This window comes from Schumannella sp. GW821-FHT10F01 (genome assembly GCF_058809295.1).
Map to the genome: position 1 here is coordinate 248,318 of NZ_JBXASM010000002.1, position 20,138 is coordinate 268,455.

Here is a 20,138-nt window from a genome sequence, read left to right on the forward strand (position 1 = left end):
GCACCGACGGCTCGCAGCACACGCGACGCCGGAGAACGAGAGAAGCCCCGGACCGGATGGTCTGGGGCTTCGTGTAGCGGTTGAGAGAGTTCTCCCGACTGAGGTCGACGGTAGCACTGACTCATCGGCGTGCTCGCGGATCGTCGCGCCTCGGGCGTGTCGGGGTGCGTACTGTGAGCGCGTGCATCCTGAAGTGCGGATCGTTGGGCTAGCCGGCGACCGGCCGCGGAACGTGACCCCTGGTGTCGAGATCACGACGTGGTCGTCGGTCAAGCTGGCACGCGCGATGAGCCACCTGAGCGACGTTCGTGATGTCGCGATGTCCTTCGATGCGACTGCAGCGGTCTGGCTCGACTTCGAGCCCGAAGGTGAGGGCGGAAGGTCATTCCTTGGGTCACTGCGGGTTCAGGCGACGCCTCCCATGGCTGAGCTCGCTGCCAAGCTCGGCGACGCCGTGCAGAACTTCCGCGCGAGCCTGGACGCGCTGGTCTGGGAGCTGTGTCACCTCGACGGGCAGGAGCCATCGAAGGCGGTTCGGAACCGCGTGCAGTTTCCGTGGGTCGAGAAGGAGTCTGGGTGGCGCGCTACCGAGACGGTCCTGGCCTCAATGCCAGCGGAGTTCCGGGAACGGCTCCGGAGTCTCCAACCGTTCGCCAGCGCCGACTACGGCGCGCTCGGCGTGCTGATAGGGCTGAGCAACCAGGACAAGCACCGGGGAGCTATCAGCGCTCGCGCAGCTGCTACACGCTTCGCCGCGCCCTATCGCGTGATCGAGGGCCCGCGCTCCGGCGACCCGGGTGAGTTCGCCGAGATGAAGCACGAATGGCTCACCGAGATGAATCTCAAAGACGGACCGATGGTGAGGATGACTTCCACCCACGGCCTGGAGTTGCTCGAGCCCTCAGTTCCGATCGAGGTCGACTACGCAGTAGCGCACCGAGACGAGGAAGCGCCTCTCGCGGACGTCCTGAACTTGTTCGCCGGCATACCGTTCGTCGTCGAGTTCATCTGTCGCGGCTACTGGCAGCACGACGAAGTGCCCTCGGTGCAGCGCTAACTTCGGTGCCGGCCCCGATTCTTGTTACTGCGCGTGCGGCTAGCGTCGGCACCATGCAGCTCTTTGGATTTCCGCCCGTAGAGCGCGGATGGGCGGTGCTCACTCACGCGGGTTTCGAGGTGACGTGGGAGACGGACGGTCCGCCACCGAATGCCAACTTCGAGAGCTTTCTGCTCAGCTTCTGGCTTCGCCGCGACGACGACTCGGCGCTGCAATTCGGTGTGAAGTTCATGAAGGATGCGGAGACGGTCGTGTTCGTCTTCGACCACCGCGCGGCGCAGCAGACCAACGCACCGCACGCCCACGGTCGCGTGGGTGTGAACGGTCGACAGATCGTCGCGTACTTCCCGGGCGAGTGGATACCGGACGAGTGGCTCGGCACCGAGCGTCGCGCCTGGGTCACCGTGAACCACGACGGGGTCGATGTCGGGAAGGACCTCACCGGCGGGTGGATCGACTTCCCAACCGACCGGCCGACGCGCGACTGATCGCGAACGCGGTGAGGCCGCCGCGGGTTCCATGCCGCGACATCCTCGTGCCGTGATCGTGGTCAGAGTTGCCCTGCGACTGCTGCCACGAGGAAGGCGATCAGCACGCCACCGAGGATCGTCCACACCCAGCCGACGATGGTCGCGGTGAATGCGAGTCCGTATCCGCGTTCACCGGTCTTGCCGATCTGGTAGATGGCGGTGTAGCCGAGGGCCATGCCGACGACCGAGCTGAAGAGCACGGCGATGATCGACGCGACGGCGAGCGGGTTCATCCTCCCGGACTGTTCGACTCCGGGTGCCTGGGCTGGTGCGGGCTTGTGGGTCGACTGGTAGAGCGCGATCGCGATGAACGGCACGGCAGCTAGGGCGTACAGGCTCTGCGTCGAGAGCCCCACCAGCACGGTGGTGATGACGGCGATGGAAGACATGACGATCGCCGACACGCGGCGGCTTCTGATCGCTATCACGAGCGTGACCACAGCGCCGGCGATGAGCACCAGAGCGAGCGGGATGAGGATCCAAGCGGGCATGCGCGTCCTGTCGAGTCGGTGTTAGCGGGTCGGGCGTCGGGGGCCAAAGTGAGTGCACATCAAAGCGTGTGGCGACAGCATAGGGCTCGCGCAGTCGGGTAAGGCCGCCGGCGGATTCCGCTCCGTCGACGGCCTCGCGATCCGTTGCCCCAGGCGGATCAGTCCTGCAGCCGACCGCGGTGAGTTCTAGGGGCGCGCGCTCCCACACAGCTAGCCGGAAGCCTCATTTCTCGGTCTGCTTCTGCCGGGTGAATGTGATCGCGAACCCTCGAAGCCAGATCGCGTTGAGTGCGTCCTCCAGGGCCAATCCGTCTGCGGCGCCGCCCAGGGCAGTGAGCACTTCCGTCTCCGAGACCATGTCGGTGATCTGGTCGATCAAGGCCTTCTGCTTCTCGACGGTGAGCAGGCTTGCGGAAGCCAGGACAAGGGCGTGACCGGCGACCTGCACGAGGCTGTCGCGGTCTAGTCCTTCCAGCTGCTGGCGGAGATCCCAACCCTGGGGATGGTTCATACCGGTGATGTGGGCCGTCAGCAGGTCCCGAACGAAGCCTCGCGTCGGCTCTTCTACGGGGTACTGGTCGATGATCTGGTCGGGATCGAAGGTGTCAGGCATGTCGGCCAGTCTTCTCGATGAAGGTCAGGTGCGGCGCACCAGCTCGGCGTGGTCCGGGTTCGTGGGGTCGTAGGGCTCCTCGCGGTGCTCGTCCTCGACCCACTCCGGTGGCGCGGTCGGGCCCATCGCGGTGCGGATGCCGTCGACGTCGATCGCGACGCCGACCTCCCGGCCGAGCTGGATCACCTCGATCCGTCCGATCCACCGGGCAACGCACTCCCGGTTCAGGCACTCGACGGCGAGCTCCCCGTCGGCGAGGTAGACGTGCAGTGCCTGCCGTTCGACGGTCATCTCGCCCTCGCCGGTGATCACCCGCGCGCACCCGCAGACCGGGCAGGCGACGGTGAGCTCGTTCTGCCACGGCGGCTCGAAGTGGTTCCGGATCCGCTGCACGATCTTCCGCAGGCGGGCGTCGGCGGCCTCGTGCTGCGCGAGCGTCGTCTCCGTGCGGGCGGCGGCCGCGGAGAACGCCGACCACCAGGCGAGGAGGTTCACCTCCGGATCCCGGTGCGCGCGCATGCCGGCGGACTCCGCCATGCCGGCGAGCTCGGCGGCGATGTCGTCCCACAGCTGCGTCGCCTCGACGTTCAGGTTCGGCTTAGCCTTCTCGGACCCGCCGGAGTGCGTCTTCATGACGTCGCCGCCGGCCTTCGCGTTCCGCAGCCACCGCAGCAGCGACGGCGCCCACCGGTCGGTGCGGCGGTCGTCGCCGTCGCGCTCCCAGACTCCGAGCGCGAGCTCCTCCACCAGTTCACTCAGATGCGCCACGAGCGCTCCTCCCTCATCGCAGTTCCGCCGTGGTGATCTCCCACGGCCACAAGCCCTCGGACCGGCGGATCAGCACCGGCCACTTCCTCTGGTCACGGTCCCCACGCCACCGGCGCAGCCCGAACCGGTTCTCCTGCGTCCCCGGCACTAGGCCGAGACCGAACTCCGGCCAGCCCATGAGGGCGGACGAGCCGCGGGGGCGGACGTCGCGCTGCCCGGCGCGGGTGGTGGCGTGGCCGGCGTGCGCCTCAATCACCAGGGCCATGCCGCGGTCGCGGAGCGTGTCGAGGGCGGCGAGCATCCGGCCGGCGTTTTCGTCCTCGTTCAGCGACAGCTTCGTGAGCTTGTACAGCGGTCCGATGAAGAGGATGTCGGGCTGGTAGGCGTCGACCCACCGGTGCGCCTCAGCGAGGTCCTGGTCCTTCAGCAGGTCGAACGACGAGACCGTGCGGAGGCGGATGTGCTGCGCCGGGTCGACCCGCCCGTGCATCGCGGCGTTCTTCACGAGGCCGCGGACGGAGCGGCGCCACTGCCGTTCGGAGTTCTCGGCGTCGATGACCATCACCCGCTGCGGGTCAAACAGCATCGACGTGACGAACGGGTGGATCCCGGCGGCCGACATCACGGCGAGCTGGCGGACCAGGGTGGACTTCCCGAGACCCTCGAAGCCGGTGAGCATGAGTCGGTCGCCGCGCTCGAGCAGGTCCGGGATGACCCAGTCGTAGGTGTCCTCCTCGAGCAGCACATCCTCCAGCAGGCGCGGCCCGGCGACGTGGGTGCGGCGAGCCTCCTGCACGGCGCGGATCCGGTCGATCGCGGACGCGGCGACCTGCGCCGGCGGCGTCGCGGATGCCGCAGCCTGCATGAGCCGCTGCGCCTCACCGCGGAGCAGCCGGCGTGTCGCGGCCTCGCGGACGCGGCGGGCGTATTGGTCCGCGTTCGCCGCCGTCGGCAGCGCAAGGATCCAGTCCTGCAGGTCCACGATCGTGACCCCGCGGACGTCCCACTCGGCGAGCAGGTCCGCGACGACCAGGACGTCGTACGGCTCCCGACGGGCGGCCTTCTGCACGACCCCCTCGAAGATGCTTCCGAGGCGGGGGTCGGAGAAGTCCTCCCCGGCGACCTCGTCGAGGCACCAGAGCAGCGCCTGCGGGGAGGTGATGATCGCGGCGATCACGGCACGCTCCATCGCGGTCACCTGCCCGGACGTGGGCTGGTGGTCGTCGAAGTCCTGCGGCGCCGGCGGCGTCAGCTGATCGGTCATCGCTTCGCCGCCGGGTCACTCAGGATCACCGCAAGCACCACCGCGCCGATCAGCCGCCTCATCGCTGCACCTGCGCGATCTCCGCAGCGGCCGCGTGCAGCCCGTGCGGGTACGCGACACCGTCGCGCCCGTTCCGGAGCACCTGCTCCACCAGCGCCTGCAGCGCCGGCCCGACCTGCAGCTCGCCGCCGTCCTCGAGCACCTGCAGCGCCCGCGCGCACGCCTCGTTCGTCGTACTCATCGGTACAGGTACGCCCTCTCCTCATCGATCGGCTGCTCCTTGGCCGGCTTCGGCCGCGCGCGCATCAGCCATGTCGTGAACGCCGCGTTCCAGTTCGCCGCATGCCGGTCATGCGTCTCCGCGTGCAGCCGGAACGACTCCGCCTCGACCGCGATATCGACCCCGCGGTCCTTCGCACGCTCGAAGTGCGCCGCCGTCGGAGACCACCCCTTCGGCAGGCGAACTTCCGGCTTCTTCGCGCGCGGCCGCTCTCTCTCTTCTTCTTCTCTCTGAGAAGAAGGAACATTGGGCGATTCCGCCCGCTCCTGTGGGCGATTTCGCCCACTCTCATTGGGCGATTTCGCCCAGTCGACCGGGCGGCCATCGACCACCGTCCGGTAGCTCTTCGTCCGGTCGTAGTTCCCGCCGAGGCGGTGCTCGGTCGAGTCGAGGAACCCGCCATCCAGGAGCGTCCGCAGTGCGCGCTTCACGGCATCCGGGGACAGGCCCGTCTCGTCCGCGAGTGAATCCCGCGACGCCGGCCACCATGCGGTGCCCTCGTCGTCGACGAACGGCGGCTGGTGCATCTGCAGTCGGTAGTCGATGCGCGTCCACACGAGCGCCTCGTTGGCGCCGCCGAGTCGCTTCACGAGCGCCGCGCGGACCATCATGAAGTCCTTCGACGTCGCCTCCGCGACCGGCACTCCCTCGCCGCTCATGCGGTCCTCCTCTCGTCGTCGTGCTCGCACGGCTTCACCAGCCAGCAGCGGTCGCAGATCTCGGCCTCCCGGTGAGGCCGGTCGGCGGTCAGCAGCGCAGTGTCCTCGCAGTCGACGTGCACGAGCTCGTCGTCGACGTAGATCACGAGGTCGCCGCGGTCGAACGTGTCGTGGCAGGACGCGCACCGGCCCGGGTAGCGAGCGCTGAACGCGCCCATCAGATCGCCCCTACGATCAGCGGCATGAGCACGCTGACGCATCTGAGCCACGACGCGGCACTTGCGCTCTCGACGCTTCTTACCGTCGTGTTCTTTGCGATGCTGGTCGACCTCGTTCGCGTGCGGGACGGCGCCCCCCAAACTTGGAGACGCAACGTGTTCACCTGGGCGTTCGCGCTGGTGATCGCGGTGCTTTTCACGTTCACGCAGATCCTGCTTCTGCGAGCGACCAATGACACCCTGCCGGCGTACGCGAACCCGGTCGCGTGGATCTTGTCGTTCGCCGTCTTCGGGCTGACCCTCACGTTCATCGTGACGAACGTGCGCGACTTGAGTCGATCCGGTTCGAAGCGGCGGCCCTCACGATGGTCGCGCAGTCCGCGCCAGAAGCCGGTGCGAACATGGTCTCGACGAAAGCGGCTCGTTCGTTCGTTGCGAAGCCCGAAGCCGCCCATCACGCGACCTCTCCGTAGACGGCGGCGCGCATCTGCCGAGCGACGAACGCGCTGATCGGAACCCTTCCGCCGTTCGGGAGAAGCTCGAACCAGCACCGCTCCCACTCGACCCACACCGGCACCAGCCCGGCGTCGGTCACCCACCGGGCGACCTTCCATCCGAACCGGAGCGCGACAGCCTGCAGCCCGTGCTCGAAGCCCTCGTTGCAAGTCAGGCACGCGGTCACTCCATCCGCGGCTGTCAGCGCCCGCGTCGAGCCGCCCATCCCGGACGCCTGCCGATGCTGGAACGTCAGCCGCGAGGTCGCGCCGCACCGGACGCACCGGTGCTGGTCGCGGAGGTAGACCCTGTTGCGCACCTCCACGGGCACTCTTTGCGCCGCGCTCACGGTCGCACCGCTACGGTGTGCGGATGGACGACGACGGCGACGGGCTCATCATCGAATCCGACGGAATCCCGTACCGAATCATCAGGGCCCGCGGGATACCCGCAACTTCCGCCGGCCAGACCTGGAACTTCGAATACCGGCCGGACGCTAGCGGCGGATGGGACCCAGCCGGCATTCTCACCCGCGACCTCGACGGAGCCTTCCAATGGGGTGACCAGCACTACCCGACGGCCCGCGCCGCGCTGCGGGCGAGGATCATCCTCGGCCCCTAGCCCGACCACGCTGCTCGGTCGCCTCGGGTCGCAAGCGCTGTAATCACGAATAGCGTGAGGGCCGCGCATCAGCCGGCCGCCTTCACGAGCACGTCGACCACAGCCGACGTCGTGCGGCCGTGCTCGTCGGACAGGTCCGCCATCTGGAACGCATCGTCCCGCCGGTCGTACGTGTCCCGGATCCGGTCGACGCACCACCGCTTCGGGTGCTCGCCGATCTGCACGATCTCGCCGCGCTTGAAGAACCCGCTCACAGCGCACCTGCCTCTCGGAGCTTGGTCTCGGCGAGTGAGACACGCTGGAACTCGGTGGCCGACCCGCCGGCGTCGGGATGCGTGTGGCGCTGAGCGACCCGGAGTACGCGCGAGATCGGCATGTCCGGCCCCGCGTATAGGCCGACCAGGTGGCGGAGGTAGTCGGCCGCGGCGGCCGCGGTCTGGAAGCCGGCCGGCGCTGCAGTCGCCTCGAGCGCGAGGAACCCGCGGTACTGCTCGCCCCGCTTCGTGACCCCGTACCGGTCGACCTTCCGCAGCGCCTCCAGCGCCAGCGCGATCGCCCGCAGATTGTCCTGCCACGTCGTGTACGTGTCGCACGGGTACGACAGGTGCCCGTGCCGCGAGTCGATCGAGAAGATCACCCCCGGGTGCTGCTGCCGCGCCGTCGCCCGCGGCCGCCCGTCGAGACGGAAGTCCGATGCCGCGATCGCGACCAACAGCTCCGCGGAGTCCTGCTGCGCGCGGGTGTCGACGAGATTCCAGATCTCCCGGTCGAGAGTCTTCAGCGTCGCGCCGAGCCCAGCCCGGAACGGCGCCAGCTGCCGCGACGGCGTCATCGCGCCCGGCCAGTCGCCGATCGGGCCGACCTTCATCCGGTCCGGCCACGCGCTCACGCGGCATCACCGCCCGACCGACGAGCCCGCGCCGCCGCGAGCACCGCCGCGCGCTGCGCACGACCCTCCGGCGACAGCGTCCGCTTCGCGCGGATCGCGCTGAACAGATGGAAATGCGACGCCGGGATCTCGAACGTGGCGTACTCGACCGCGCCCTCCACCTCGACCACGTAGCCCTGTACCGTCATGAGCTTCCGCAGACGGTCGAGGTGCACACGGTTCGACGTGAAGATGCGCACGACGTCGTCGTCCCGCATGAACGACACCGTCGTCTCCTGCTCGTCCTTCGGCAGCGACACCTTCCGCTCCGGCTGGTCGAGCTCGAACCGCGCGACCCGCGCGGCCTCGACGGCGGACAGCTCGGGCGCCGGGCGCCGGCGGTTCGGGTCGAGGTCGTCGGTCCAGGTGTTCCCGGCGAGGTCGCGGTGCAGGCCGGTGTGGCCGGCGGCGCGTCGGCAGCGCAGGTCGCGGCCGCCCGTGGCGGGTGTCTTCGACGTGCAGGGGTTCTTCGGCAGCGGCATTAGATCGTCTCCTCGTCGTCATCGGGGCCGCCGGCGAACGCCGCGGCCGCCTCGGCAGCGGCGCGCTCTGCCTCGGCGCGCCCCTGCTCGTCTTCGTCGGCCTCCGCGTCCTCCGCGAGCTCGTCGTCGGCGGGGAGGTCGCGTTGCGCCGACCGGCCGCCCGCCGCGAGCATCGGCTCCGAGCGCCGCGACCCGCGCGGGCCCTCCTCGGACGACGCGTCGAAGTCGAGCTCCTCCTCGATGTAGAGCCCGGACAGGTCCATGGGGAACGCGCGCCGCAGCGCGAGCGCCTCTGCGACCTTCCCGAGCATCAGGTCCGGCATCCGCTGCCACATCGGCGAGAGCTCCTCGCCGTTCCGCTGCCCGTTGACCCACCGCGGCACCATGACGCGGTAGGACGACCAGCGCGCGACCGCGTACAGCGGTTCGTCGAAGCCGCGGCGCCGGACGCCGACGCGCGCTGCGGCGGGCGGCTCGTCCGAGAGCCAGACATCGACCCAGGTCTGCCCGTCGGCGGTCCACTCGATCGGCGTCTGACCGGCGTACTGGCCGGACCGCTGCGCCACGATGCGGAACCCGTCGATCGAGACGGTGATCGTCCACTTCCCGCCCCGCTCGATCGCGTAGATCTGCTTCGCGATCGGGTCGAGGCCGGTCCGCTTGCAGTGCGCGATGAACGCGACAACGGTCGGGCGCGGCGCAGGCTCCGGCGCACGGTTGCCCTTCCGCAGCACCAGGCCGGCGGCGTCGAGGAGCGCCTTCTCGTCCTCGGTCCACTGCGACGCGTCGCCGGTGGTGGGGAGTGCGATCGTGCCCGCCATCACAGCCACGCATCCCCGGGTCGGAACATCTCGCCGAGGACCCACGAGTCCATGTCGGTCTCGCCGCGCTTCCCGTCCCGGCGCCGCGCGGTGCCGAGGACGTTGAGGAACGTGTCCCAGACCTCGTCGCCGTGCTCCATCTCGAACACGTGCACGCCGGAGTCCTCGATGTGGATCACCAGGTGGTCTGTGATGCCGAGGTCGGGGATCGACTGCTCGAAGCCTTGCTCGTCGATGTAGACGTCGCCGCGGGCGTACGCCTCGAGCTGCAGCGCCGTCTCGCCGTAGACGCCCTTCGACGTCTTCAGGTCCGCCATGAACGTGCGGCCGGGAAACAGCGGCGACCGGAACACCAGATCGAAGGTGCCGCCGAACAGGTGCTCGAAGTTGCAGATCGCGGCCTCGACCGCGAGCGGCTCGATCTGCCACCGGTTCAGCCAGTCGACGTAGTGGTCGACCTTCTTCGCGACCTCGTCCGGGATCCCCTCGACCTTCTCGCCGACGACGAGCTTCGCGCCCATCCCGTGCACGGCGGTGCCCTTGACCGCGGCGAGGTTCCGGTTCTGCTCGTGCGCCTTCGCGATCGACATGCGGCGCTCGTCCGCACCGAGGCGCGAGAGTTCTTCCCAGTGCGCGAGTGCGTAGTCGGCAGCCTGACCGGCCGCCCAGTTCACGAGCGCCTCTTTCGGCACGCCGAGGCCGATCGCGGTGGTGACGCCGAGGATCCGCTTGCCGTCGAGGAGGTAGCCGTGGTTCCGGCCGTAGTTCCGGCGACGGAACCGGGATCCCATCCCCTCGAGAGTCGGCGGAGTCGGCTTCGCGGGGCTCATCGCGTGGCCTCGTCGATCAGAGCGTCGAGCGCGGCGGCGATCAGCGCACCGGCCCGTACGAGATCCCGCTGGAGGTCTCCCGACGGCTTGAAGTCCTTCCGGGCCCAGGGCCAGCCCGGCGGGAGAGTGCGGCCGCCGGCCGCGATAGCCTCGGCAGGCGTGAAGCCCTGCTCCGCCGTCACGTGTGCGAAGGCCATGTAGCCGGTCGCCGCCGCGATCAGCTGGCGAGCGTGGCCGCGGTCGTGCTCAGCGGTGTAGCCCTCCTCGGTGACCTGCCGCGCCCGCTCCTGAGCGATCCGCTCCGCGCCGGTCGCGGCCATCACTCGCCGTCCTCGGGGATGTCGAGCTGCTCGGCGCCCTCACGGGCGTCGTTCGCCTTCTTCGCGATCGCGAGGACCTTCTGCAGGTCGCCGTCGATCACGATCGGCTCGATCGACAGCATCTGCACGACTGGGTACTGCTCCCCCTTCTTCTGCTTCTCGATCACGTCCTCGACCTCGAACACGACGACCGCGACCACGCGCTCGTCCGGGTTGTCGATCAGGAACTGCTCCATCCCGTAGATGCCGTTCCTGGCGGCCTTCGGGACGCCGCGCTTGAACGCGGCCGGCTTGATCTCGCTGTCGGACATGGGGGTCTCCTTCTCGGGTTACTTGCTGGGGGTGGGGGAGTACTCGCCGATCCGCACCCGGACACCCGGGACGTCGGCGTAGACCTTCGAGGCGTGGACGTCGACGACCTGCGCGTCGTCGCGCCACAGGCCGGAGTCCGTGATGCCGTCCATGACGGCGCGGAGCAGCTTGTCGATGTCGGGCTTCACCGACGGGTGCGGCCGCCGCACCGACTTCGGCCGGACGAACCGGAACTCGACATCGACCACGACCGGCCCCTCGACCCGCTCATCGACGAGACGGCCGAGCGCAGCCTCGGCGGCGACCTGCGCGCGCCAGGGCCGCAGCTCCTTCTGGTTCGAGTCGACGATGCGGACGCGACCGTTCCGCGGGAACCCGGACTTCGAGCCCTGCGCGACCGGAGCGCCGGCGACAGCGAACTCAGCGACGAGGATCGCGTCCATGACACTCCTCCCGCCGTGCGTAGAGGAGCGCGGCCGCCGCCAGCGCGGCGAGCGCCACGACCCCGCGGCCGTCGAGCGCGCCGGCGTCCGCGACCTGCCAGATCCCGAGCGCCGCGGCGACCGCCACGAGCAGCGCGATCACGACGCGACCTCCTGGGGCCAGGAGCAGTAGAAGCCGCCGTCCGGCTCGGCCTGGAGGAACAGCGCCTTGTGGTCGCCGTCGTGACCGACGGGCAGAGTGCAGACGCCGCCGTGCTCGCAGCGCTGGAGGCAGAGGATCACCAGGCACCGCCGATCCGACCGGCGACCATCACGGCGCCGCCGAGCAGCGTCGCGATCGTCACCAGCAGCGCGAGCGGCACGACGAGATGGGCGTCACGCCCGACCTCCGACGACTCCGCCTCAGCGAGCTCCATCTCGAGCAGCTCGTCGGCCACCACCGCCGCGTGATCGATCGCACGCACCGGCGCGCTCTCGCCGGTCACGGCGCGACCACCATCCCGGGACCGAACCGCTTCGCGTCCTCGACCATCTCGTCCCACTGCGGGAGCGAGACAGCCCCGGAGGCGATGAGGCGACCGCGCACCGCGCCGATCACGAACCACGGGTCCGCGTCGCGGGAGCCGAAGTCGGCCGGCTCCCGCCGGACGTCAGCCGCCGGGACGCGGTCGCGGACGACGTCGCGGAGCCAGCCCAGCCCCCAGTGCTCCCGGAGGCCGGTCTGCAGCGCCTCCACGTGCTGCGGGTAGATCACACGCAGCCGGGCAAGGTCCTCCTGGTTGCCGATCTGGATCGCAAGGAAGATCCGCTTCGTGAACCGGGTCGGCTCCGTGCCGTACGTGGTGTCGCCGAGCTGCCACAGCGCCTGCGCTGCGACCTCGGCCGAGACAGTCCGGCGCGACGCCGGCGTCTCGATGGGGGCGGATTCGGACATGGGTGTGCTCCTGTCAGGGGGTGTGGGGAATCGACCGGCCACCCCGCTTCGGGTGCGGGGTGGACGGTGGTCTCGGAGATGGCGGCCGACCCGGAACGGATCAGGTTCTCGGGGGGACGGGCCGGCCGCCGCGGCGCTGGGGGAGCGCCGGCTATGCGCGCCTTCGGATTGGCGTCACGTTCTTCGTCTGGTGCTCGCACGGCAGTCCGTCGAGCCAGGCCTCCGCGCAGTCCTCGCGGATCGACCAGCGGGCACCGCGCTTCGGCTGCGTGCCGTGGAGTTCCCCTGCCTCGAGCGCCCGGCGAATGGTGACCTCGTGGCGCGGAGACTCGGCAGCGAGCTGCTGCGGGGTCATGCGCCGCATCACGACGCCACCGCCTCGACCGGTGCCTGCTCGGGGGAGCGCAGGACGGTGAACAGCGCATCGAACGACACCGCTGGGAACGCGAGCGCCATCCGCGCGATGAACGCGTTCGACGGAGCGACTTCGCCGCGCTGCACGCGGTAGAGCGTCGCCGGGTCGACCCCGATCACGCGAGCCAGCTCGGCCTCGCTGGTGATGTCGTGCGCACGCCGCAGCTCGTTGAGCTTCTTCACGTTCAGCACGACCCGAGGGCCGCTTGCGTTGGGGGAGGCGCTGTGCATGGATGCACGATAGGCACCATGGTTGCGAGTGCGCAAGTGCTACCCGTTCATGCAATCTGCGTGTCGCGACGTGTCCCCCGGAATGGCGGGGCTGCGCGGCCGAAAATCCATTGCATGCGTGCATGCACTCGCGTAGCGTCAACGGCGTGAACCAGCGCTACACGTGGGCCGACTACCTCACCGCCCTGAACGCGACGCAGACCGACATCGCCGACCGGATCAAAGTGTCCGGCTCCACGGTCAGCCGATGGCTGAGCGGCAAGTCGCGTCCCGACGCCGAGCAGGTCATCGCGGTCGCGCGCAGCTACGGACAGACGCCGCTCGGCGCGCTCGTGGCCGCCGGCTACATCGAGGAGGAGGAGGCCGGCGGCAACGGCATCGAGCTTCCCCTGCCCCTCCACCTGCGCTTCTTCTCAGATCGCGAGCTCGCGGCCGAGATCCTGCGCCGGATCGAGACTGACGAGATCGGTGTGCACGGCGATCTGGACCGTCCCCTGGATCGCGACCACCCCTGGATGCAGGGCTACGAAGAGCGCCAGCTCGAGCGAGACAGGGGAGCAGACGAAGCCGAGCAGGCCGAGCTGGACCGCCAGCGCGACGAGGCTGAGTTCTACGCCCGCGCCGAGGCGGAGGAAGCGACGGATGTCGGCGGTACTACTCAAGATGCCGAGCAGAAGTCGACGTACGACCGCGCAGCTGGGAAGCGGGGCGACGTCCCCGACCCTGGAGACACCGAAGCATGAACCGCTACGACCCCTTCGCGCACGCCGCCCAGCTCGGCATCACCGTCGCGATCGGCCACTTCCGCGAGCTCGACGAGAACGACTGCGACGGTCTCTGGCTGCCGGACGCGCCAGAGGACGGCGCCATCCTGCTTCGCGAGACGCTCTCGCCGATCCAGGACCGCTGCATCCTCGCCCACGAGCTCGGCCACGCCGTCCACGGGCACCGCGCCACCACCCCGAAGAACGAGGTGCTCGCCGACCGGTACGCCGCCGAACTGCTCGTCGACCGCGGCGAGCTGATCGAACTCGCCGAGGAGCGACCCGGGAACTACGGCGCCTGGGCACTCGAGCTCGGCGTCACCGTCCAGATCCTGCGGATGTACCTCAACGTCCACCGCCTCGACCTCGCGCGCGCACGCCGCGACCCGTATCGCGTCGAGCCGATGGTGCTCCGTGCCCTGGGCTGAGCAGCTCCCGTCCGGGAAGTACCGCGCCCTCTATCGCGACCGGAGCGGGAAGCGCCGGTCCGCCGGCACCTTCACCCAGAAGCGCGCCGCCGAGAAGGCAGCCACGGTCGCAGAGGACGAGGCCCGCCGCCTCGGGTGGCGCGACCCGTCCGCCGGCGCCCGCACCTGGGGCGACTGGTGCGACGAGTGGCTGCAGACCCGACAGGTCGAGCCCGGCACAGCGCTCCGAGACCGATACCGCATCGACCGGCACCTGCGGCCGCGGTGGGCCGACGTCGCGCTCGTCGACATCACACGCCACGACGTCCGGTCATGGGTCGCCGGCATGGACGGCGCCCCGTCGTCGAAGCAGCGGAACGTCTACCTGCTCTCGGCGTCGCTGAACGCCGCGATCGACGCCGAGATCCTGACCCTCAACCCGGCCGCCCGCATCAAGGTCACCGCGGGGGAGACCGAGGCCATGCGGTTCCTCACCCGCGCCGAGTTCGCGCAGCTGCTCGAGCAGATGCCGACCCCGCGCGACGCAGCGATCGTCGCGTTCCTCGCCGGCACCGGAGCCCGGTGGGGGGAGGCGGCCGGCCTGCAGCCCTCCCGCCTCGACGTCCCGCGTGGAACGGTCCGGATCGCGGAGGTCTGGGACGACGCGATCGGTCGTGTGAAGCCGTACCCGAAGGGACGCCGCATCCGGTCCGTTCCGGTCCCGGACTGGGTGCTCGAGCTCGTCGCGCCGCACGCGTCCGGCCGGTTCGTGTTCTCCGATCGCGATCGCCCGACGTCTCTGTCGAACTGGCGATCGCGCGTCTGGGTGCCGGCGCTCCGTCGTGCCGAGATCGGGCACGTGCGGATCCATGACCTCCGCCACACGTACGCGTCGTGGCTGATCCAGGCCGGCGTCCCGCTCGCCGAGGTCGGCCGGATGCTCGGCCACGTGTCGCCGGCGACGACGCAGCGCTACGCGCACCTGGCCGACGTCGACCACTCCCGCATCGTCGCCGCGCTCGGCGATCCGCGTGGGGCAGACGTGGGGCAGCCGGTCGCTACCGGCGGCTACGCCACGCTCGCACCGGTCACGCCCGGCTCCCTGGAATCACAGGGATCCCGTCCGCCGCGGTCGCCGTCGCTACGCCGCGCTCGCTCCCGCTGAGCGCCCTTGTAAAGCGAAGGTCGTCGGTTCGAATCCGACAGGAGGCTCCGAGACCACGGCCCTCAGGCGCTCGTCGCGAGCGCGTCGGTCAGACGCGTTCGAGGGATACCACCTCCCGCCGAGGTCACCTACAGTCGCGACATGAGCACCACGGCACCGGGATGGTACGACGACGGCACCGGAACCGGAGTCCAGCGGTGGTGGGACGGCCACGGCTGGACCGAGTACACGCAGCAGGCGCCCGCGCCCGGATCGCCGGCACCCGAGCCGGTCGCCGCGGTACCGCCCACGGCGGCCCCCGCTCCCGCCGCCATCGCGGCGCCGATGCCGACCACGCCGAGCGCCTTCGTGCCCAATCCCGTCCCCGCACCGCAGAAGCCGCGCGACCCGAACACGATCTGGGAGGCCGTCGGTCAGCCGCTGAAGGGCTTCGGCGGCGGACGCTACCGCCTCACCAGGGAGTTCCTGTTCTTCGAGAAGGGGACGCTGACGACGAAGGCCCAGCAGATCCACGTCCACGAGATCCATGACGTCGACGCGAACCAGTCGCTGACGCAGAAGGCGCGCAACATCGGGACGATCACACTCCGCGCGATCCGCGCCGGTGGTGGTCAGGAGACGGTGCTGCTCGAGGACATCCCCGGCTTCCGCGAGGGCGTCGCCGAGATCAACCGGGTCGCGCACGATGCGCGCGAAGCGCTCCGGATCCGACAGCAGACCCAGCACATCAACTACTCGGGAGGGATCCCGGGCTTCCCGCCCGCCGCCCCGGTCGCGCCGGCGGCGGCCGTGGCGCCCGCCGCCCTCGATCTCAACGCGGAGCTCGCCAAGCTGGCCGCCTTCAAGGAGCAGGGCATCCTCGACGACGACGAGTTCCGGGCCGCGAAGGCGAAGCTCCTCGGGCTCTGACGCGATCCGTCATCCGCGCCGCGTCCTAGGCTGGACAGGATGACGACGAGCGGACGTGGCGTGAGGGCACTCGCGACCGGCGCCGCGGTCGTGATGGGCATGATGATCGCGGCGCAGAGCCGCATCAACGGGCAGCTCGGGCTCGAGCTCGGCGACGGGTTCGTGGCGGCACTCATCTCGTTCGGCGTCGGCCTGGTGCTGCTCACGGTAGGGATGCTCGCGGCGAAGTCCGGTCGTGCCGGCCTCGGCCGAGTGGTCGGCGCGCTGCGTGAGCGACGCATCCCCTGGTGGTACGTCGCCGGCGGCGCCGCGGGCGGCTTCCTCGTGCTGTGCCAGGGGCTCGTCGCGGCGACGCTCGGCGTCGCGCTCTTCACCGTCGCGACCGTGTGCGGTCAGACGGTCAGCGCGATGGTGATCGACCGCCGCGGCCTCGGAACCCTGCCGGCCACGCCGTTCACCGTGCCGCGCGTCGCCGGCGCGCTGCTCGCGCTCGTGGCTGTCGGCATCGCGGTCGGCTCGCGGATCAGCGGATCGGCGCCGGTCTGGATGCTGATCCTGCCCGTCATAGCCGGTGCGGGCATCGGCTGGCAGCAGGCGGTCAACGGACAGGTGCGCCGCGTCGCCGGCTCGGCGCTGACCTCGACGTTCATCAACTTCGTCATCGGCACGGCCGTGCTCATCGTCGCGGCGCTGATCCACGTGGGCATCGCGGGGCCGCCGAAGCCGCTGCCGACGTCGTGGTGGCTCTACCTCGGCGGCGCCGTCGGCGTCGTGTTCATCGCCGGCGCCGCGATCATCGTCCACATCACGGGCGTCCTGCTCATGGGCCTCGCCACGATCGCCGGGCAGCTCATCGCGTCCGTCGTGCTCGACGTGGTGGTGCCGGCGCCCGGGCACGAGGTCGTGCTCACCACGCTCGTCGGCACGGCGCTGACGCTCGTCGCGGTCGGCGTGACCGCCATCCCGGTGCGTCGGCGCCGCGCGGCGGTCGTCGAGGACGCGATCGACGGCTGAGCGGCCGCGCTACTTCAGCGTGCTGAAGTGCCCGCGGGCGTTGATCGCCTTGCGGCGGCCGTTCTTCGTGCGCGACTTGCCGCCGACGTAGAGCCACCCGAGCAGCTCCTCGCCCGGCTCGAGACCGTGCATCCGGCGCACCGGCTCGGTGCGGGTCTGCAGCCCGGTGCGCCACATGACGCCCCAGCCGGCCTCGTCGAGCAGGAGGCTCAGGGCGTGCGCGACGCCGGAGGCGACGGACTCCTGCTCCCAGTACGGCACCTTGTGGCTCGGCCGCGGCGAGACGACCACCGCGAGCAGCAGCGGGGCGCGCAGCGGCTTCGTCGACGCCTTCTCGAGAGCGCCGCCCTCGAGTCCCGCGCCCTCGGCCAAGGCACGACCCAGCGCGATCCGGGCCTTGCCCTTGATCGCGATCACGCGCCACGGGCGCAGCGACGAGTGGTCGGCGACGCCGCCGGCCACCTCGATCAGCCTGAGCAGCTCGGCGCGCTTCGGCATGTCGTCGGTGACCGACGACTGGGATCGGCGGCTGCGCATCGCCTCCGCGACGGGAGCGTCCGCACTCACTCGGCCTCGAAGCCCATGGCGAGGGAGTTCATGCAGTAGCGGAGCCCGGTCGGGGTGCCGAAGCCGTCGTCGAAGACGTGGCCGAGGTGCGAGCCGCACTTCGCGCAGCGCACCTCGGTGCGCACCGTGCCGAGCGAGCGGTCCTCGAGCAGCTCGACGGCCTCCGGGTTCACCGACTCGTAGAAGCTCGGCCAGCCGCAGCCGGAGTCGAACTTCGTGCCGCTCTTGAACAGCTCGTTGCCGCAGGCGGCGCAGGTGTAGAGGCCGGCCCGCGACTCATCGAGCAGCTCACCGGTCCAGGCGCGCTCGGTCGCGGCCTGACGGAGCACCGCGAACTTCTCCGGGTCCAGCTCGTCCTTCCACTCCGCGTCGCTCTTCTCGACCTCGTAGGCCATCTCGTCCTCCTCGTTGACGTCCACCCCATTCAACAGGGCCCGGCGCGGTCGTGTTCCCCACCCCGTCACGCAGAATCGGAATGTGACGAGGCCCGCCGACGATCCGACCGCCGACTGGTACCGGCGCGCGGCGCGCGAGCTCGCACCGCACAGCGCGCTCCATGCCGGGTGGGCGGAGCGGATCGCAGACGACGCCGACCTCCTCGACCGCATCGACGAGCTGCCGCGTCCGAGCCGCCAGCCGTCGCTCCTCTTCATCGCGTTCGAGCTCGCCGGGCTGCCGGTCGAGGCGGACTGGCCAGCGCTCCGCGGCGCGGTGCTGGATGGCTGGGCCGGCGTCGCAGCGGTGGCGCGCACCACGCGGACCCAGACGAACGAGGTCGGACGGTGCGCTCCGCTCCTGATCGCGCTGCAGCGCCTCCCGGGGCCGATCGCCCTGCTCGAGCTCGGCGCCTCGGCCGGGCTCTGCCTCGCGCTCGACCGCTGGTCGTACCGGTTCACTCGGGACGTCGAGGGCGCATCCGGCGACGTGGGCGCGCCCGGCGATGCGGGCGCGGCGCGAGCGCGGGAGGTGCCGTCCGAGGAGGTGCGCCTCGGCGACGGGGCGCCCACCCTCGACTGCGCAGTGTCCGGGCCCGGCGACCTGCCGCAGCGGATGCCCGACATCGTCTGGCGGCGGGGCATCGATCTCGCGCCGCTCGACCCGCGGAGCGCGGACCACCGGCGGCGGCTCGAGGCGATGGTGCCGTCCGACCGCCCGGACCGGCGGGCGCGGCTGCGCGCGGCGCTCGACGCGGTCCGGCACGACCCGCCCGTCGTGGTCGCCGGCGACGCGCTCGCCGAGCTCGACGCCGTCGCGGCGACCGCGCCGGCGGACGCGGTGCTCGTCGTCCTCTCGCTCGGCACGGCGGTCTACCTGCCGCCGGCCGATCGGGAGGGGCTGCTCGACCGGGTCCGCGCGCTCGGCGCCGGACGCGCCGCCGGCGTCCGCTCCGTGACGCTCGAGTCCGCCTCCGCGCTGCCGGAGGTCGCCGCGGCCGCTGCCGGGCTCGCGGCGCCGCATCCGTCGCCGTTCCTGCTCGCGGTGGACGGCGTCCCGATCGCCGCCTGCGCACCCCACGGAGACCGGGTGTCGTTCCTCGGGGAGCGGCCGCCGCCGACCTAGGCTCCGACCATGAGCACGCCGTCGCTGTCGCCGCGCCCCGCGGGCGCCGGACGCGACGTCGGCGCGCCCGGGGTCGCCCCGGTGCAGGAGCCGACGGAGCTGGAGCGCCGCGTGCTCGAGTTCGAGCGCGACTGGACCGGCACCGCGGGCGCCAAGGAGGCCGCGGTGCGCTCCCAGTTGGGCCTCACGGCCACCCGCTACTATCAGACGCTGCACGCGGTGATCGACAACCCGATCGCCCTCGCCGAGGATCCGCTCCTCGTCCGCCGCCTCCAGCGGCTTCGGACGGCGCGGAGCCGGGCACGCGCCGCGCGGACCTTCCGCACCGGCTGACCCGCGTGCGGTGCCGCCGCACGGCGTGCACCGGCCCCCTCGCACCGGAGAGACCAGGACCACGATCCGCGCATGAGCCACCGAGACCGCTTCGATGACATCCCCCGCGACCTGCACGTCGTCGGGGTGCACCGCGGCCCCCGTCGCCCCGGCCGCGGCTGGATCGTCTTCGCCTGGGCGGCGCTCGCCACCGGGCTGCTCGTCGTCGCCGGCCTCTTCACGCTGACGCGCATCGACCCCTCCTTCAGCCTCCCGCTCTTCCCGGCCTCGACGGCGGATGCGACCTCCGGCCCGTCCGCCTCCGCGGACACGGTGAAGGCCATCACCGACCCGTCTCAGATCCCCGCTGGCGTCGACGCCTCCATCACCGTGCTCAACGGCACGACGACCGAGGACGCGGACGAGCAGGTCGGCACGAAGCTCAAGGCCGAGGGCTGGACGGTCGCGGGCACGGCGAACGCCTCGAGCCGCGACATCGCCGACACGGTCGTCTACTACAGCTCCGCCGACGTCGAGGGCGTCGCGCGCGGACTCGTCGAGCAGCTCGGCACCGGCAGCGTCCAGTTCTCGGACGCGAATCCCGGCTCCCCGATCACCATCGTCATCGGGGCCGATTACACCGGCTGAAACCGCGCATCTCGGGGTTATCCCTGATGCGATCCGGGCCCGTTCCGCCCCGCAGTGTTACCGCCGTGTTTAATCCACGTG

General features: G+C 70.7%; 36 protein-coding genes. 12 read left to right on the forward strand and 24 right to left on the reverse strand.

The genetic code is table 11. The features are described 5' to 3' along the window. Positions 1–181 precede the first annotated feature (181 nt). On the forward strand, positions 182–1,057 hold the full coding sequence (locus AC1RSJ_RS04240; protein ID WP_493117094.1) for a hypothetical protein: 876 nt from the start codon (positions 182–184) through the stop codon (positions 1,055–1,057). A 53-nt stretch (positions 1,058–1,110) separates the two neighbouring features. Beyond that, the gene (locus AC1RSJ_RS04245) at positions 1,111–1,545 is read left to right on the forward strand and encodes a hypothetical protein (RefSeq protein WP_493117095.1); all 435 of its coding nucleotides are present in this window, start codon (positions 1,111–1,113) and stop codon (positions 1,543–1,545) included. Between the two features lie 62 nt (positions 1,546–1,607). On the opposite strand, the gene AC1RSJ_RS04250 is transcribed toward AC1RSJ_RS04245, so the two are convergent. The 7 genes from AC1RSJ_RS04250 to AC1RSJ_RS04280 form a co-directional block, all read right to left on the reverse strand. Next, positions 1,608–2,045 carry a DUF4190 domain-containing protein gene (locus AC1RSJ_RS04250; protein WP_493117096.1) on the reverse strand — a complete coding sequence of 146 codons (438 nt, stop codon included), beginning with the start codon at positions 2,043–2,045 and terminating at the stop codon, positions 1,608–1,610. 256 nt (positions 2,046–2,301) lie between these two features. Further along, positions 2,302–2,691 (reverse strand): hypothetical protein, encoded by a 390-nt coding sequence (locus AC1RSJ_RS04255; protein WP_493117097.1) that lies wholly within the window; start codon positions 2,689–2,691, stop codon positions 2,302–2,304. A 24-nt stretch (positions 2,692–2,715) separates the two neighbouring features. Continuing rightward, positions 2,716–3,459, reverse strand: a complete 744-nt coding sequence (locus AC1RSJ_RS04260; protein ID WP_493117098.1) for a hypothetical protein — start codon at positions 3,457–3,459, stop codon at positions 2,716–2,718. Positions 3,460–3,472: 13 nt separating this feature from the next. Next, complete coding sequence (locus tag AC1RSJ_RS04265) at positions 3,473–4,723, reverse strand: AAA family ATPase (protein ID WP_493117099.1); 1,251 nt, start codon at positions 4,721–4,723, stop codon at positions 3,473–3,475. A gap of 58 nt (positions 4,724–4,781) precedes the next feature. After that, the gene (locus AC1RSJ_RS04270) at positions 4,782–4,964 is read right to left on the reverse strand and encodes a hypothetical protein (RefSeq protein ID WP_493117100.1); all 183 of its coding nucleotides are present in this window, start codon (positions 4,962–4,964) and stop codon (positions 4,782–4,784) included. Then, the gene (locus AC1RSJ_RS04275; RefSeq protein ID WP_493117101.1) at positions 4,961–5,662 is read right to left on the reverse strand and encodes a hypothetical protein; all 702 of its coding nucleotides are present in this window, start codon (positions 5,660–5,662) and stop codon (positions 4,961–4,963) included. Before AC1RSJ_RS04275 ends, AC1RSJ_RS04270 begins: the two co-directional genes overlap by 4 nt. Next, positions 5,659–5,880: a hypothetical protein gene (locus AC1RSJ_RS04280; RefSeq protein WP_493117102.1), complete on the reverse strand. Its 222-nt coding sequence runs from the start codon at positions 5,878–5,880 to the stop codon at positions 5,659–5,661. The genes AC1RSJ_RS04275 and AC1RSJ_RS04280 overlap by 4 nt, the downstream gene beginning before the upstream one ends. Positions 5,881–5,904: 24 nt before the next feature. Between AC1RSJ_RS04280 and AC1RSJ_RS04285 the strand changes: the two genes are divergently transcribed. Continuing rightward, the gene (locus AC1RSJ_RS04285) at positions 5,905–6,390 is read left to right on the forward strand and encodes a hypothetical protein (protein ID WP_493117103.1); all 486 of its coding nucleotides are present in this window, start codon (positions 5,905–5,907) and stop codon (positions 6,388–6,390) included. Here the strand turns inward: AC1RSJ_RS04285 and AC1RSJ_RS04290 are convergent. Continuing rightward, on the reverse strand, positions 6,335–6,700 hold the full coding sequence (locus AC1RSJ_RS04290; RefSeq protein ID WP_493117104.1) for an HNH endonuclease: 366 nt from the start codon (positions 6,698–6,700) through the stop codon (positions 6,335–6,337). The two genes, AC1RSJ_RS04285 and AC1RSJ_RS04290, sit on opposite strands and share 56 nt — an antisense overlap. A gap of 47 nt (positions 6,701–6,747) precedes the next feature. Between AC1RSJ_RS04290 and AC1RSJ_RS04295 the strand changes: the two genes are divergently transcribed. Then, positions 6,748–6,996, forward strand: a complete 249-nt coding sequence (locus AC1RSJ_RS04295) for a hypothetical protein (protein ID WP_493117105.1) — start codon at positions 6,748–6,750, stop codon at positions 6,994–6,996. Positions 6,997–7,064: 68 nt separating this feature from the next. Here AC1RSJ_RS04295 and AC1RSJ_RS04300 read toward each other — a convergent pair whose 3' ends face one another. The 14 genes from AC1RSJ_RS04300 to AC1RSJ_RS04365 all read right to left on the reverse strand — a co-directional run bounded on the left by AC1RSJ_RS04300 (position 7,065) and on the right by AC1RSJ_RS04365 (position 12,711). Continuing rightward, positions 7,065–7,250, reverse strand: coding sequence for a hypothetical protein (locus AC1RSJ_RS04300; RefSeq protein WP_493117106.1), 186 nt, complete (start codon positions 7,248–7,250; stop codon positions 7,065–7,067). Continuing rightward, positions 7,247–7,885, reverse strand: coding sequence for a hypothetical protein (locus AC1RSJ_RS04305; protein WP_493117107.1), 639 nt, complete (start codon positions 7,883–7,885; stop codon positions 7,247–7,249). The genes AC1RSJ_RS04300 and AC1RSJ_RS04305 overlap by 4 nt, the downstream gene beginning before the upstream one ends. After that, positions 7,882–8,406 carry a hypothetical protein gene (locus AC1RSJ_RS04310; protein WP_493117108.1) on the reverse strand — a complete coding sequence of 175 codons (525 nt, stop codon included), beginning with the start codon at positions 8,404–8,406 and terminating at the stop codon, positions 7,882–7,884. The genes AC1RSJ_RS04305 and AC1RSJ_RS04310 overlap by 4 nt, the downstream gene beginning before the upstream one ends. After that, positions 8,406–9,227: a phage recombination protein Bet gene (gene bet / locus AC1RSJ_RS04315; RefSeq protein WP_493117109.1), complete on the reverse strand. Its 822-nt coding sequence runs from the start codon at positions 9,225–9,227 to the stop codon at positions 8,406–8,408. Before bet ends, AC1RSJ_RS04310 begins: the two co-directional genes overlap by 1 nt. Continuing rightward, positions 9,227–10,018 carry a hypothetical protein gene (locus AC1RSJ_RS04320; RefSeq protein WP_493117110.1) on the reverse strand — a complete coding sequence of 264 codons (792 nt, stop codon included), beginning with the start codon at positions 10,016–10,018 and terminating at the stop codon, positions 9,227–9,229. The genes bet and AC1RSJ_RS04320 overlap by 1 nt, the downstream gene beginning before the upstream one ends. Positions 10,019–10,053: 35 nt before the next feature. Continuing rightward, entirely contained in the window at positions 10,054–10,377 is a 324-nt protein-coding gene (locus AC1RSJ_RS04325; RefSeq protein WP_493117111.1) for a hypothetical protein, read from the reverse strand. After that, positions 10,377–10,688, reverse strand: a complete 312-nt coding sequence (locus AC1RSJ_RS04330; RefSeq protein WP_493117112.1) for a hypothetical protein — start codon at positions 10,686–10,688, stop codon at positions 10,377–10,379. Before AC1RSJ_RS04330 ends, AC1RSJ_RS04325 begins: the two co-directional genes overlap by 1 nt. An 18-nt stretch (positions 10,689–10,706) precedes the next feature. After that, positions 10,707–11,132 (reverse strand): RusA family crossover junction endodeoxyribonuclease, encoded by a 426-nt coding sequence (locus tag AC1RSJ_RS04335; RefSeq protein ID WP_493117113.1) that lies wholly within the window; start codon positions 11,130–11,132, stop codon positions 10,707–10,709. Further along, on the reverse strand, positions 11,110–11,274 hold the full coding sequence (locus tag AC1RSJ_RS04340) for a hypothetical protein (RefSeq protein ID WP_493117114.1): 165 nt from the start codon (positions 11,272–11,274) through the stop codon (positions 11,110–11,112). The genes AC1RSJ_RS04335 and AC1RSJ_RS04340 overlap by 23 nt, the downstream gene beginning before the upstream one ends. Beyond that, positions 11,271–11,414 carry a hypothetical protein gene (locus AC1RSJ_RS04345; RefSeq protein ID WP_493117115.1) on the reverse strand — a complete coding sequence of 48 codons (144 nt, stop codon included), beginning with the start codon at positions 11,412–11,414 and terminating at the stop codon, positions 11,271–11,273. Before AC1RSJ_RS04345 ends, AC1RSJ_RS04340 begins: the two co-directional genes overlap by 4 nt. Continuing rightward, on the reverse strand, positions 11,411–11,617 hold the full coding sequence (locus tag AC1RSJ_RS04350; protein ID WP_493117116.1) for a hypothetical protein: 207 nt from the start codon (positions 11,615–11,617) through the stop codon (positions 11,411–11,413). The genes AC1RSJ_RS04345 and AC1RSJ_RS04350 overlap by 4 nt, the downstream gene beginning before the upstream one ends. Then, the gene (locus AC1RSJ_RS04355) at positions 11,614–12,066 is read right to left on the reverse strand and encodes a hypothetical protein (protein WP_493117117.1); all 453 of its coding nucleotides are present in this window, start codon (positions 12,064–12,066) and stop codon (positions 11,614–11,616) included. The genes AC1RSJ_RS04350 and AC1RSJ_RS04355 overlap by 4 nt, the downstream gene beginning before the upstream one ends. 151 nt (positions 12,067–12,217) lie before the next feature. Beyond that, complete coding sequence (locus AC1RSJ_RS04360) at positions 12,218–12,421, reverse strand: hypothetical protein (RefSeq protein WP_493117118.1); 204 nt, start codon at positions 12,419–12,421, stop codon at positions 12,218–12,220. An 8-nt stretch (positions 12,422–12,429) separates the two neighbouring features. Continuing rightward, on the reverse strand, positions 12,430–12,711 hold the full coding sequence (locus tag AC1RSJ_RS04365; protein ID WP_493117119.1) for a helix-turn-helix transcriptional regulator: 282 nt from the start codon (positions 12,709–12,711) through the stop codon (positions 12,430–12,432). A gap of 146 nt (positions 12,712–12,857) precedes the next feature. Here AC1RSJ_RS04365 and AC1RSJ_RS04370 point away from each other — a divergent pair, with 146 nt between their 5' ends. From AC1RSJ_RS04370 to AC1RSJ_RS04390, 5 genes are all read left to right on the forward strand, one after another. After that, positions 12,858–13,454, forward strand: a complete 597-nt coding sequence (locus AC1RSJ_RS04370) for a helix-turn-helix domain-containing protein (protein WP_493117120.1) — start codon at positions 12,858–12,860, stop codon at positions 13,452–13,454. After that, positions 13,451–13,903: an ImmA/IrrE family metallo-endopeptidase gene (locus AC1RSJ_RS04375; RefSeq protein ID WP_493117121.1), complete on the forward strand. Its 453-nt coding sequence runs from the start codon at positions 13,451–13,453 to the stop codon at positions 13,901–13,903. The genes AC1RSJ_RS04370 and AC1RSJ_RS04375 overlap by 4 nt, the downstream gene beginning before the upstream one ends. Then, positions 13,890–15,047, forward strand: a complete 1,158-nt coding sequence (locus AC1RSJ_RS04380; protein ID WP_493117122.1) for a tyrosine-type recombinase/integrase — start codon at positions 13,890–13,892, stop codon at positions 15,045–15,047. The genes AC1RSJ_RS04375 and AC1RSJ_RS04380 overlap by 14 nt, the downstream gene beginning before the upstream one ends. Positions 15,048–15,188: 141 nt before the next feature. Then, complete coding sequence (locus AC1RSJ_RS04385; RefSeq protein ID WP_493117123.1) at positions 15,189–15,956, forward strand: DUF2510 domain-containing protein; 768 nt, start codon at positions 15,189–15,191, stop codon at positions 15,954–15,956. A gap of 39 nt (positions 15,957–15,995) precedes the next feature. Beyond that, entirely contained in the window at positions 15,996–16,970 is a 975-nt protein-coding gene (locus AC1RSJ_RS04390) for a DMT family transporter (protein ID WP_493117124.1), read from the forward strand. 9 nt (positions 16,971–16,979) lie between these two features. On the opposite strand, the gene AC1RSJ_RS04395 is transcribed toward AC1RSJ_RS04390, so the two are convergent. After that, positions 16,980–17,507: a nitroreductase family protein gene (locus tag AC1RSJ_RS04395; protein WP_493117125.1), complete on the reverse strand. Its 528-nt coding sequence runs from the start codon at positions 17,505–17,507 to the stop codon at positions 16,980–16,982. A 26-nt stretch (positions 17,508–17,533) separates the two neighbouring features. After that, a complete protein-coding gene (msrB, locus tag AC1RSJ_RS04400) occupies positions 17,534–17,932 on the reverse strand; it encodes a peptide-methionine (R)-S-oxide reductase MsrB (RefSeq protein ID WP_493117126.1) in 399 nt (132 codons plus the stop codon). 82 nt (positions 17,933–18,014) lie between these two features. Between msrB and AC1RSJ_RS04405 the strand changes: the two genes are divergently transcribed. The 3 genes from AC1RSJ_RS04405 to AC1RSJ_RS04415 all read left to right on the forward strand — a co-directional run bounded on the left by AC1RSJ_RS04405 (position 18,015) and on the right by AC1RSJ_RS04415 (position 20,057). Then, complete coding sequence (locus AC1RSJ_RS04405; protein ID WP_493117127.1) at positions 18,015–19,097, forward strand: DUF2332 family protein; 1,083 nt, start codon at positions 18,015–18,017, stop codon at positions 19,095–19,097. Positions 19,098–19,106: 9 nt separating this feature from the next. Further along, a complete protein-coding gene (locus AC1RSJ_RS04410) occupies positions 19,107–19,430 on the forward strand; it encodes a DUF3263 domain-containing protein (protein WP_493117128.1) in 324 nt (107 codons plus the stop codon). 72 nt (positions 19,431–19,502) lie between these two features. Then, entirely contained in the window at positions 19,503–20,057 is a 555-nt protein-coding gene (locus AC1RSJ_RS04415) for a LytR C-terminal domain-containing protein (RefSeq protein ID WP_493117129.1), read from the forward strand. Positions 20,058–20,138: the final 81 nt, after the last annotated feature.